Source organism: Pseudomonas sp. B34(2017), from assembly GCF_002112915.1.
Classification (GTDB): domain Bacteria; phylum Pseudomonadota; class Gammaproteobacteria; order Pseudomonadales; family Pseudomonadaceae; genus Aquipseudomonas; species Aquipseudomonas pharyngis.
Map to the genome: position 1 here is coordinate 298587 of NZ_NEJA01000001.1, position 11856 is coordinate 310442.

Annotated in this window: 13 protein-coding genes; 6 read left to right on the forward strand and 7 right to left on the reverse strand. The window is 61.9% G+C overall.

Translation table 11 applies throughout. The features are described from left to right. Positions 1-10: 10 nt before the first annotated feature. From flgJ to CAF80_RS01435, 6 genes are all read right to left on the reverse strand, one after another. Positions 11-1303, reverse strand: coding sequence for a flagellar assembly peptidoglycan hydrolase FlgJ (gene flgJ, locus CAF80_RS01410; protein ID WP_085666721.1), 1293 nt, complete (start codon positions 1301-1303; stop codon positions 11-13). A gap of 11 nt (positions 1304-1314) precedes the next feature. Next, positions 1315-2403, reverse strand: a complete 1089-nt coding sequence (locus CAF80_RS01415; protein WP_074692277.1) for a flagellar basal body P-ring protein FlgI — start codon at positions 2401-2403, stop codon at positions 1315-1317. Between the two features lie 27 nt (positions 2404-2430). Further along, complete coding sequence (gene flgH / locus CAF80_RS01420; protein WP_039765527.1) at positions 2431-3126, reverse strand: flagellar basal body L-ring protein FlgH; 696 nt, start codon at positions 3124-3126, stop codon at positions 2431-2433. 53 nt (positions 3127-3179) lie between these two features. Continuing rightward, on the reverse strand, positions 3180-3965 hold the full coding sequence (flgG, locus tag CAF80_RS01425) for a flagellar basal-body rod protein FlgG (protein ID WP_039765524.1): 786 nt from the start codon (positions 3963-3965) through the stop codon (positions 3180-3182). A gap of 45 nt (positions 3966-4010) precedes the next feature. Then, entirely contained in the window at positions 4011-4751 is a 741-nt protein-coding gene (locus tag CAF80_RS01430; protein ID WP_007958343.1) for a flagellar basal body rod protein FlgF, read from the reverse strand. A gap of 377 nt (positions 4752-5128) precedes the next feature. Next, positions 5129-6694: a sigma-54-dependent phenylalanine hydroxylase transcriptional regulator PhhR gene (locus CAF80_RS01435; RefSeq protein ID WP_039765517.1), complete on the reverse strand. Its 1566-nt coding sequence runs from the start codon at positions 6692-6694 to the stop codon at positions 5129-5131. Positions 6695-6974: 280 nt separating this feature from the next. Here CAF80_RS01435 and phhA point away from each other — a divergent pair, with 280 nt between their 5' ends. The 6 genes from phhA to CAF80_RS01465 all read left to right on the forward strand — a co-directional run bounded on the left by phhA (position 6975) and on the right by CAF80_RS01465 (position 11428). Continuing rightward, on the forward strand, positions 6975-7766 hold the full coding sequence (gene phhA / locus CAF80_RS01440) for a phenylalanine 4-monooxygenase (protein WP_039765515.1): 792 nt from the start codon (positions 6975-6977) through the stop codon (positions 7764-7766). A 110-nt stretch (positions 7767-7876) separates the two neighbouring features. Then, the gene (locus tag CAF80_RS01445) at positions 7877-8233 is read left to right on the forward strand and encodes a 4a-hydroxytetrahydrobiopterin dehydratase (protein ID WP_003222798.1); all 357 of its coding nucleotides are present in this window, start codon (positions 7877-7879) and stop codon (positions 8231-8233) included. Then, positions 8233-9426 carry an amino acid aminotransferase gene (locus CAF80_RS01450; protein ID WP_085666722.1) on the forward strand — a complete coding sequence of 398 codons (1194 nt, stop codon included), beginning with the start codon at positions 8233-8235 and terminating at the stop codon, positions 9424-9426. Before CAF80_RS01445 ends, CAF80_RS01450 begins: the two co-directional genes overlap by 1 nt. A 334-nt stretch (positions 9427-9760) precedes the next feature. After that, positions 9761-9892, forward strand: coding sequence for a hypothetical protein (locus tag CAF80_RS29000; protein WP_007958347.1), 132 nt, complete (start codon positions 9761-9763; stop codon positions 9890-9892). Between the two features lie 73 nt (positions 9893-9965). Then, a complete protein-coding gene (locus CAF80_RS01460) occupies positions 9966-10145 on the forward strand; it encodes a hypothetical protein (RefSeq protein WP_007958348.1) in 180 nt (59 codons plus the stop codon). Between the two features lie 95 nt (positions 10146-10240). Beyond that, a complete protein-coding gene (locus CAF80_RS01465) occupies positions 10241-11428 on the forward strand; it encodes an MFS transporter (RefSeq protein ID WP_170844945.1) in 1188 nt (395 codons plus the stop codon). Here CAF80_RS01465 and arfB read toward each other — a convergent pair. Continuing rightward, positions 11425-11838, reverse strand: a complete 414-nt coding sequence (gene arfB, locus CAF80_RS01470) for an alternative ribosome rescue aminoacyl-tRNA hydrolase ArfB (protein WP_011333010.1) — start codon at positions 11836-11838, stop codon at positions 11425-11427. The genes CAF80_RS01465 and arfB overlap by 4 nt on opposite strands. Positions 11839-11856: the final 18 nt, after the last annotated feature.

The window sequence follows — 11856 nt, forward strand, 5'->3', positions numbered from 1 at the left end:
TACCTTGTGTTTATAAGGGCGTTGTTGAAACGCCGGCCGCAGCGTAGTTCTGATTGACCGTCATCTGCCTGGCAATCTGCGAAATCTTCGTCGCGTAGTTCGGGTCGGTCGCGTAACCGGCCTTTTGCAATTCGCGTACAAACTGTTCTGGGTTATCGGCCGACTTCAGCACATCTTGATAGCGATTATTGCTCTGCAGCAAAGTCACCAGATCGTGGAAGCTGTCCTTGTACGAGGCGTAGGAACGGAACTCGGCCGTCTCCTTGACCATCTGCCCGTTGCGGAATTCGCTGGTGATCGCCCGGGCCGAATCGCCCTTCCAGTTGCTGCTCGCCTTGATGCCGAACAGGTTGTGACTGCTGCTGCCGTCCTGGGCGCGCATGACCGATTTGCCCCAGCCGGTTTCCAGCGCAGCCTGAGCCACCAGATAACGCGGATCGACGCCGATGCGTGCCGCGGCTTCCTGCGCCATCGGCAGCATGGTGTTAACGAATTCGTCGGCGTTGCCGAACGCTTTCTTCGCCGGTGCCAGCGGGATCTGCGCCATGGCGCGGCCGTAAATCTGCATCTGCCCGCCCGAGGCTTTATCGGCCTCGGCGCGGTCCAGCCAGTCGCCGTTGTACAGCGGGCCGGAACCGGTGACAGCGGCGGTCGTGGCGCGTTGCGGCAGTTGAGTGGTCGCCGCCGGCGTGGCCGACGGCACCAGACCGGCGAGCAAGCGATCCGCCAGTTTCGGCGGCAGTGCCAGACGACGCTGGTTGATCATTTCCATGTCATTGCGATGGGTCAGTTCGGTGCTCGGCGCATGCACCGAACGCGACGCCCACAGCGGACGCTCGCCATTGAGTCGCGACAACGGGCCATTCGTAGCCACGGTGCCGGCAGCAATCGGCGTGGCCACGGCAGCGGCCTTGGCTTTGGCTTCTTCCTGCTTGGCAGCGGATGCGGCCGCAGCCTCGCCCGGCGCCATCGGTTTGTTCTTCGACATCTGGCGCATCAGCACGTCGGCCAGGCCGATACCCCCACCCTCGCGGGACATGGAAACCGCCAGTTGCTGGTCGTACATTTCCTGATACTGCTTGGCCGCCGGCGTGTTCAGCGGGTTGTCCTGACCCAGCGCTTCAGTGGCCGAACGCATCGACTTGAGCATTTCACCGAGGAACAGCGATTCGAATTCCTGCGCAACCTTGCGCATGTTCGCATCGCTGTTCTTGTCGCCGACCTTGAGCTGATTCAGACGATTGAGGTCGGAGTACGAACCCGAATCGCTGCTGCTGACCAGACCGCTTTTGCGCATATCCATGGTCGCCGTCCTCAGATCACGATCAGGTCGGCTTGCAACGCGCCGGCCTGCTTCAGTGCTTCAAGGATGGCCATCAGGTCACCCGGCGCGGCGCCGACCTGGTTCACCGCACGGACGATCTCGTCGAGGGTGGTGCCCGGGCCGAACTTGAACATCGGCTTGGCTTCCTGTTCGGCATTCACCCGCGAGCGCGGCACGACGGCGGTCTGGCCGTTGGACAGCGGGCCCGGCTGGCTGACGATCGGGTCTTCGGTGATGGTCACGGTCAGGCTGCCGTGGGTCACGGCGGCCGGCGACACCTTCACGTTCTGGCCGATGACGATGGTGCCGGTACGCGAGTTGATGATGACTTTCGCCACGGCCTGACCGGGATCGACTTCGAGGTTTTCCAGGATCGACAGATAGTCGACGCGCTGGCTCGGATCGAGCGGCGCGGTCACACGGATCGAACCGCCGTCGATGGCCTGGGCCACGCCTGGGCCGAGCATGTCGTTGATCTTGTCGACGATGCGCTTGGCAGTGGTGAAGTCGGAACGGTTGAGGTTCAGCGTCAGGCTGTTGCCCTGGTTGAAACCACTCGGCACCGAACGCTCGACCGACGCACCGCCCGGGATGCGACCGGCCGACGGAACGTTGACGGTGATCTTCGAACCGTCACGACCTTCAGCATCGAAACCACCGACCACCAGGTTGCCCTGGGCGATGGCGTAGACGTTGCCGTCGATACCCTTGAGCGGGGTCAGCAACAGCGTGCCGCCGCGCAGGCTCTTGGAGTTACCGATGGACGACACGGTGATGTCGACCTGTTGACCCGGTTTGGCGAACGCCGGCAGATCGGCACTCACCGACACTGCCGCGACGTTTTTCAGCTGCACGTTGCCCGATCCCGGCGGCACCTTGATGCCGAACTGCGAGAGCATGTTGTTGAAGGTCTGCAGGGTGAACGGGGTCTGCGTGGTCTGGTCGCCGGTGCCATTGAGGCCGACCACCAGGCCGTAGCCGATCAACTGGTTGGAACGCACGCCGGAAATACTGGCGATGTCCTTCAGCCGCTCGGCTTGTGCATTGAAGGCCGCCGACAACAAAAACGCGGCCATCATGAGGCTTCTGAAATTCAACGTAGCCACCTAGAAAGGGAACAGCGGGCTGAGGAAGAAACGGTCGAACCAGCCTGGCTGACTCGCATCGGCGAACGAACCGGTGCCCGAGTAGGTGATGCGCGCATCGGCGACCCGGGTCGAGGACACGGTGTTGTCGGTGGCGATGTCGTCGGCCCGCACGAGACCGGCGATCCGCACCAGCTCGTCGCCGGTGTTGAGGGTCATCCACTTCTCGCCACGCACGGCGATGATGCCGTTGGGCAACACGTCGGCGACGGTCACGGTGATCGAGCCAGTCAGGGTGTTGCCCTGGGCGGCCTTGCTGTCACCCTTGGTCGCGCGGTCGCCTTCATAGCTGGCGCTCAGGCTCAGGTCATTGCCGCCGATCGGGTTGTTGGTGGTTGCACTGCTGCCGAACAACGACGTCAGGCCGATGCCGGTCTTGCTGTTCTTGGCCACCTGAGAGTTGGCGTTCTTGCTGGCCTGGGTTCTCTCGTTCAGGGTGATGGTGATGATGTCACCGACCCGGAACGCCTTGCGGTCGCTGTACAGGTTCTGCTCGAAACCGGCCTGATAGATCGAGCCGTTGTTGGCGGCCGACGGCAACGGTGTGCGCGGCAACACCGGGGCGTAGTAAGGATCATTGGGCTTGGGCGTCGGAGCGACGCAGCCCGCGAGCGAGACGACCCCGCTCAATGCCACAACAGATACAAAGCGTTTCATGACCCTTACCTCACGGTGTTGCAGGCAGCCTCATGGCCGCCTCATAGACTTGATTACAGATTCTGCGTTACGAACGAGAGCATCTGGTCGGCGGTGGAGATCACCTTGGAGTTCATCTCGTACGCGCGCTGAGTAGTGATCATGTTGACCATCTCTTCCACGGTGCTGACGTTGGAGGTTTCCAGGGTGTTCTGCAGGGTGGTACCGAAACCGTTCAGGCCCGGCGTACCGACTTGCGGCGCACCGGAGGCGGCGGTTTCCAGGAACAGGTTGTTGCCCACCGCTTGCAGACCGGCCGGGTTGATGAAGTCGGCGGTTTGCAGGTTGCCGATCACTTGCGAGGCGGCGTTGCCGGCGGTGGTGATCGACACGGTGCCGTCACGGCCCACAGTGAAGGTCTGGGCGTTGTTCGGGATGACGATGGCCGGTTCCAGGGCGAAACCGCTGGCGTTGACGATCTGGCCGTTGGAGTCGAGGTGGAACGTACCGTCACGGGTGTAGGACGTGGTGCCGTCCGGCTGCAGGATCTGGAAGAAACCGCGACCGTCGATGGCCATGTCCAGCGGCTGCTCGGTGGTTTGCAGGCTGCCGGCGGTGAAGTTTTTCTGGGTGCCGACGATGCGCACACCGGTACCCACTTGCAGACCCGACGGCAGTTCGCTGTCCTGGGTCGACTGGGCGCCTGGCTGACGCTTGATCTGGTACAGCAGGTCCTGGAACTCGGCGCGGTCACGTTTGAAACCCGTGGTCGACACGTTCGCCAGGTTGTTGGAAATGGTGGTCAGGTTGGTGTCCTGGGCGGACAGACCGGTTTTGGCAACCCATAGAGCCGGAAGCATTCGATTCTCCTCGTGCGCCTGTTTTACGGCGCGACGTTCTGATAATTAGCTGATCTGCAAGACCCGAGCCATGGCCTGGTCGTCGTCTTTGGCGGTGTTCATCATCTTGACGTGCAATTCGAATTGCTTGGCCAGGGCCAGCACCGACGTCATTTCTTCCACGGCATTGACGTTGCTCGATTCCAGGAAACCCGACACCAGTTTGACGTTGGCATCGGCCGGCGCAGGCTGGCCGTCCTTGGTGTAAATCGAACCGTCCAGGCCCTTGTTCATGTTCTTGATGTCCGGATTGACCAGCTTGATGCGGTCGACTTCGGCCATGACGCGCGGGCCCTCGCCCATCGCTCGAATACTGATGGTGCCGTCTTCGCCGACTTCCACCTGCTGCTCCGGCGGCACCGCGATCGGCCCGCCATTGCCCATGACCGGCATGCCGTTGCCGGCACGCAACACGCCGAGGGCATCGATGTTGAGGCTGCCGGTGCGCACGTAGCTTTCACCGCCATTTGGGTTCTGCACGGCGATCCAGCCGTTACCCGACACGGCGACGTCGAGGTCACGGCCGGTCTGCACCAGCGAGCCCGGCGTGAAGTCGGTGGCGGGCCGTTCGCTCATCGCAAACGCACGCGCCGGAAAGCTGTCACCGAACACCGGCATCGAACGCGCCTGCTCCAGGTCGCGCTGAAAACCGTTGGTGGAGATGTTCGCCAGGTTGTTGGCATGAGCCTTTTGCGCCAGTGCGTTCTGGCTGGCGCCGGTCATTGCCACATAAAGGTACTTGTCCACACTCTTTCCTCTGCATGCCGGACGTTTGCCGCCCACCGCTGTACTGCTGAGCCATAAGCAATTTGCAGACCAACTTTTTTCTGGCGGCCCACGACCCGGTAAACAAAGGACTTGAGGGATTTTGCGGGGAGGAGGGAAATGTATCGAAGACGAAAAACCGGCGGTGTCATGCCGCTTGGCGGCAAACACCTGACCCTGATTGCTGATTGCTGATCGCGGATCGCGGATCGTTCCCACGTCGAGGCGTCGAACCGTCCGCGTGGGAACGCAGCCCGGGACGCTCCGCGTCCCAAAGCGGACGCAGAGCGTCCATTGAGGCATTCCCACGCAGAGCGTGGGAACGATCAGCGTGGGGGGGGGGATCAGTGTGGGGCTGATTAGGCGCTGCCTGACTCCTTGCCGACTTCATACTCACGCAGCTTGTTGGCAATCGTAGTGTGCGAAACCCCGAGCCGCTTACCCAGTTGCCGGCTGCTCGGATGCTCGGAATACAAGCGCTCCAGCACCGCCTTCTCGAAGCGCCCGACAATCTCGTCGAGCCCGCCTTCGAGGGAGAAATCGCCAAGCGGCTGACGCACACCGTAATCCGGCAGGCGAATGTGCTCGGCCTTGACCGTGCCACCGTCGCACAGCGAAACCGCCTGGAACAGCACGTTCTCCAGTTGCCGCACATTGCCCGGCCAATGGTAGTGACTGAGCCGATCCATCGCCGCCGGTGCCAGTTTCGGCAGCGGGCAGCCGATCTGTCGACTGGCCTGATCGAGGAAGTGCTCCACCAGCGGCGTCAAACCGTCGAGGCATTCGCGCAGTGGCGGGATGTGCAGCGAAAGCACGTTCAAGCGGTGATACAGATCCTGGCGAAATTCGCCGCGCGCGCACAGCTCCGACAAATCCACCTGGGTTGCGCAGATCACCCGCACATCCAGGTAAACCTCTTCATCACTGCCCACACGGCGGAAGCAGCCGTCCTGCAGGAAGCGCAGCAGTTTCACCTGCAAGCGCGGGCTCATTTCGCCGACACCATCGAGGAACAGCGTGCCGCCCGCCGTCAGCTCCAGCAGCCCGAGCTTGCCTTCGGCCCGAGCGCCTTCAAAGGCACCGGGGCCGTAGCCGAACAGTTCGGTCTCGGCCATCGACTCCGGCAGCCCCGCGCAGTTGAGCGCCATCAGCGGCGACTGACCACGCGGGCTCGCCAGGTGGCAGGCCCGCGCCAGCAATTCCTTGCCGGTGCCGGTTTCGCCCTCAATCAACAACGGCGCATCCAGCGGCGCCATGCGCCGGGCCTCGCGCACCACCGCTGCCATCACTTTCGAGCTCTGGAAGATGCTGTCGAAACCGCGCAACTCCTGTTTGCGCACGTTGTAGATCCGCTCGCCGACGCGGTCCGCGCGGTGCAAGGTGAGCACAGCACCGGCCATGGCTTCGCTGTCGTCGTGTTCAGATTGCAGCGGCGCGATGTCGGCCAGAAAGATGTCGCCCTTGACCTTGACCCGCATGCCGTTGATTCGCGATTTGTTGGCGCGCACCAGTTCCGGCAGGTCGAAGTCCTCGGCGTAACGCGACAACGGAATCCCCGGCACCTCGTCCACCCGCACCCCGAGCAACTGCGCCGCCGCCCGGTTGGCCGCCACGATGGAGCCGCCCATGTCGATCGACAGCACCGGAAACTCCAGCGCACCGAGCAGCGCATTCAACTCCATGTGCCGCCGCTCGCTGGGCATCAGCCCTACCCGCTTGACGCCGAACACTCCGGCAATTGCCTCGAACTTCGGTCGCAGCGCCTGGAACTGAATGTTGATCAGGTTCGGGCAATGCAAATAGATCGCGTTGCCATGCTCACCACCCACCTCGCCACGGGCGACGTTGATCCCGTACTCCACCAGCAGATTGAGAATGTCGCGCAGGATGCCGATGCGGTTCTGGCAGTGGACTTTGATACGCATATAAAGGCCCGAAACAGGTGAAAAGGTGGTCTGACGCCGGAATTTTCTGCGCCGCGCGCAAGATAGTCGTCAAGATTATGTGACAGCCATAAGCCTTTTCAAACCCGACAGTCACCGCAAACACGACTTATCGCACGAAGCGTAACGAAAATTTTACGAATTAAAGAGACTTTTCCTACTCAGCCAGTCTTCAACCTGCTGCAACAACAAACGTTCCGGGGTATTTCTCAGTCCATCGCAGGACATAACAAGAACGAAATTCCCCTCGCAGGAGAGCAGTATGAAGCAGACGCAATACGTGGCCCGCGAGCCCGATGCGCAAGGTTTTATCGACTACCCCGCAGAAGAACACGCGGTGTGGAACACGCTGATCACCCGCCAGATGAAAGTGATCGAGGGTCGTGCGTGCCAGGAATACCTGGACGGTATCGAAAAACTCGGTCTGCCCCACGACCGCATTCCTCAACTGGGCGAGATCAACAAGGTGCTCGGCGAGACCACCGGTTGGCAGGTTGCCCGCGTCCCGGCGCTGATCCCTTTCCAGACCTTTTTCGAATTGCTCGCCAGCAAGCAGTTTCCGGTGGCCACGTTCATTCGGACCCGTGAAGAACTGGACTACCTGCAGGAGCCGGATATTTTCCACGAGATCTTTGGCCACTGCCCGCTGCTGACCAACCCGTGGTTCGCCGAATTCACCCACACCTACGGCAAGCTCGGCCTGCAGGCGACCAAGGAAGAACGCGTTTACCTGGCGCGCCTGTACTGGATGACCATCGAGTTCGGCCTGGTCGACACCCCGCAAGGCAAACGCATCTACGGCGGCGGCATCCTGTCCTCGCCAAAAGAAACTGTTTATTCGCTGTCGGACGAGCCCGAGCATCAGGCCTTCGATCCGCTGGAAGCCATGCGCACGCCGTATCGCATCGACATCCTGCAACCGCTGTACTTTGTCCTGCCGAACCTCAAGCGCCTGTTCGACTTGGCCCACGAAGACATCATGGCCATGGTCAAGCAAGGCATGCAGCTGGGTCTGCACGCACCGAAGTTTCCGCCAAAACCGAAAGCCGCGTGACCCGCGACTTTTGCTTACAAGTGAGTCTGTCAGTCGTCGCCACTTTGGTTTAGCGTGGCGACTTTGACGGCCAATATAAAAAAACACCTTCAGATTTCAGGAAGTCCACCATGTCCACTTTGAACCAAGCCCATTGCGAAGCCTGCCGTGCCGATGCCCCACAAGTCAGCGATGAAGAACTGCCGATCCTGATCAAGCAGATCCCTGACTGGAACATCGAAGTACGCGACAGCATCATGCAGCTGGAAAAAGTCTTCCTGTTCAAGAATTTCAAGCACGCGCTGGCGTTCACCAACGCCGTCGGCGAGATCTCCGAGGCCGAAGGTCACCACCCGGGCCTGCTCACCGAGTGGGGCAAAGTCACCGTGACCTGGTGGAGCCACTCGATCAAGGGCCTGCACCGCAACGACTTCATCATGGCCGCGCGCACTGACGAAGTGGCCAAGACTGCAGAAGGACGCAAGTAATGCACTTCGACGCCATCGGCCGGGTGCCCGGCGACCCGATCCTCGGCCTGATGGAGGCCTACGCGCAGGACTCCAACCCGCGCAAGTTCGACCTCGGCGTCGGCGTCTACAAGGATGCCCAGGGCCTGACGCCGATCCCCGAGGCGGTGAAAATCGCCGAGGCGCGTCTGGTCGAGAGCCAGGACACCAAGACTTACATCGGTGGCCACGGCAATCCGCTGTTCGGCAAGGTCATCAATGAGCTGGTGCTTGGCGTCGATTCGAAGCTGATCGCCGAGCAACGTGCCGGCGCCACTCAGACGCCGGGCGGCACTGGCGCCCTGCGTCTGGCGGCGGACTTCATCGCCCAATGCCTGCCGGGCAAAGGCGTATGGCTGAGCAACCCGACCTGGCCGATCCACGAAACGATTTTCGCGGCCGCCGGGGTCAAGATCAGCCATTACCCGTACGTCGGCAGCGACAACCGCCTCGACGTCGATGCGATGCTCGCCGTACTCAACGAAGTGCCGAAAGGTGATGTGGTGCTGCTGCACGCGTGCTGCCACAACCCGACCGGTTTCGACCTGAGCCACGACGACTGGCAGCGGGTGCTGGAGGTGGTACGCCGCCGTGACCTGCTGCCGCTGATCGACTTTGCCTACCAGGGCTTTGGCGACGGTCTGGAGCAGGATGCATGGTCAACCCGGCTGTTCTCCGCCGAGTTGCCCGAGCTGCTGATCACCAGTTCCTGCTCGAAGAACTTCGGCCTGTACCGCGACCGCACCGGTGCGTTGATCGTCAGCGCGAAAACCGCTGACAAGCTGATCGACATCCGCAGCCAGTTGGCGCACATCGCACGTAACCTGTGGTCGACGCCACCGGATCACGGTGCCGCTGTCGTCGCCACGATCCTCGCCGACCCGGAGCTGAAACGCCGCTGGGCCGACGAAGTGGAAGCCATGCGTCTGCGCATCGCCCAATTGCGCAGCGGTCTGGTGGAAGCGCTGGAACCGCACGGTCTGCGCGAGCGTTTTGCGCACATCGGCGTGCAACGCGGAATGTTCTCCTACACCGGTCTGTCGCCGGAACAGGTGAAGAACCTGCGCGAGCATCACAGTGTGTACATGGTCAGCTCGGGCCGGGCCAACGTTGCCGGGATTGATGCGACGCGTCTCGACCTGCTGGCCGAAGCGATCGCCAACGTCTGCAAATAACTCCCCCTGGTCTTGATCGTTCCCACGCTCCGCGTGGGAATGCCTCAATGGACGCTCCGCGTCCGCTTCGGCAGGGACGCGGAGCGTCCCGGGCTGCATTCCCACGCGGACGGTTCGACGCCTCGACGTGGGAACGATCAGGCGCACTCATCGCGAGCAGGCTCTCCCCTGCATTCGCCCTGCGTCACCCTGTCGCACTTGTCTAGACAATCCCGCCCGTCGAACCAAATGGATTTAAAAGTCTGATTGTCATTTTTCTTGCTGTATCCTGCGCAAGCTTTCTGAAAGCGCGGATCTACCAGATCTATCAACAGACTTAGCGAGGAGCGCAACCATGCACGAGATTCCGAATCTCCCCTTCCCAAGCCTGCACGAAACTGAGCAGACGACCACGCAACAAGCCGGTGCCCAACAGCCCGAGCCGAAAGAAGCCGCCGAGAGCCGTCCGGCCGACAGCGAAGAGTAAGCAACACCCGCCGTACAGACCGTGTGGAAAGCGCTAAGATGCGCTTTCCACACTGCCTGAAACCTGAGTTGCCATGTCCAAAGAATTCGATGAACAACAGGCCGAGATCCTGATCGGTGCCACCGAGAAGATGATCGAGATCTGGAGCCGTCTCTCGCCCGAGAAACAGGCCGCCCTGCTCGCCCGTTTCGGCAGCGAAGAAAACGCGCTGGCCGCCCTGGTCACCACACAATTGGTTGCCCCGGCCAAATAGTTTTACTTTTCCCCGCCCCGGACGCGTCCGCATCGGTATCATGAGCAGCCTATCTATTCTGCTCTTCCCGTGGATCGTAATTCATGTCGTCCTCTATGCCAGAACCCCAGCGCCCCCTGGCGGTCACGCTGCAAGTCGTTTCCATCGTCCTGTTCACCTTCATCGGCTACCTGAACATCGGCATTCCATTGGCGGTGCTGCCCGGCTATGTGCACAGCGACCTGGGCTTCGGCGCGGTCATCGCCGGGCTGGTGATCAGCGTGCAATACCTCGCCACCCTGCTCAGCCGCCCGTATGCCGGCAAGATCATCGACAACCAGGGCAGCAAACGTGCGGTGATGATCGGTCTGGCCGGTTGTGGTTTGAGCGGTGTGTTCATGCTGATTTCGGCGTGGACGCCCAACCTGCCGCTGCTGAGCCTGATCAGCCTGTTCGTTGGCCGTCTGGTGCTGGGCAGCGCGGAAAGTCTGGTCGGGTCAGGCTCGATCGGTTGGGGCATCGGCCGGGTCGGCGCCGCCAACACCGCCAAGGTCATCTCGTGGAACGGCATCGCCAGTTACGGAGCGCTGGCCGTCGGTGCGCCGCTCGGGGTATGGCTGGTCAGCCGTTTCGGTCTGTGGAGCATGGGTGTGAGCATTCTGCTGCTCGCCACGCTGGGGCTGCTGCTGGCCTGGCCGAAAACCGCCGCGCCGATCGTGGCCGGTGAGCGTCTGCCGTTCATGCACGTTCTCGGGCGCGTCTTTCCGCACGGCTGCGGACTTGCGCTGGGCTCGATCGGTTTCGGCACCATCGCCACCTTCATCACCCTGTATTACGCCACGCAGCATTGGGATAACGCGGTGCTGTGCCTGAGCCTGTTCGGCGCCAGCTTCATCGGTGCGCGACTGCTGTTCGGCAACCTGATCAACCGTCTCGGCGGCTTTCGCGTGGCGATTGCCTGCCTGTCGGTGGAAACCCTGGGCCTGCTGTTGCTGTGGCTGGCGCCGGACGCGCACTGGGCATTGGCCGGTGCGGCATTGAGCGGTTTCGGTTTCTCGCTGGTGTTCCCGGCGTTGGGCGTGGAAGCCGTGAACCTGGTGCCGGCCTCCAGCCGTGGCGCGGCGGTCGGGGCTTATTCTTTGTTCATCGACTTGTCGCTGGGCATCACCGGGCCGCTGGCAGGGGCGATTGCAGCGGGCTTCGGATTTGCCTCGATCTTCCTGTTCGCCGCCCTCGCCTCTTTGAGCGGCCTGGCACTGAGCGTCTATCTCTACCGCCACACGGCGAAGTACCGCGAAGACTAGAAATCCACCTTGCCGCGCCCGGCCTTGATGCTGCCGCGCTTGGTCTTCGATTCGAGCCGACGCTTCTTGGAACCCAGCGTCGGCTTGGTCGGCCGGCGCTTCTTCTCAACCTTGGTGGCGCTGAGGATCAGCTCGGTCAGACGCTCCAGTGCATCGGCGCGGTTCTGTTCCTGCGTGCGGTACTGCTGGGCCTTGATGATCAGCACGCCGTCGCCGGTGATGCGACTGTCGCGCAGCGCCAGCAGCCGCTCCTTGTAGAACTCGGGCAAGGACGAGGCCGGAATGTCGAAGCGCAGGTGCACGGCGCTGGAGACCTTGTTGACGTTCTGCCCACCGGCGCCCTGGGCGCGGATGTACGTCAGTTCGATCTCGGCATCCGGCAGATGCACGTTGTTTGAAATCACCAGCATGGAAAAACGTCCGTAATC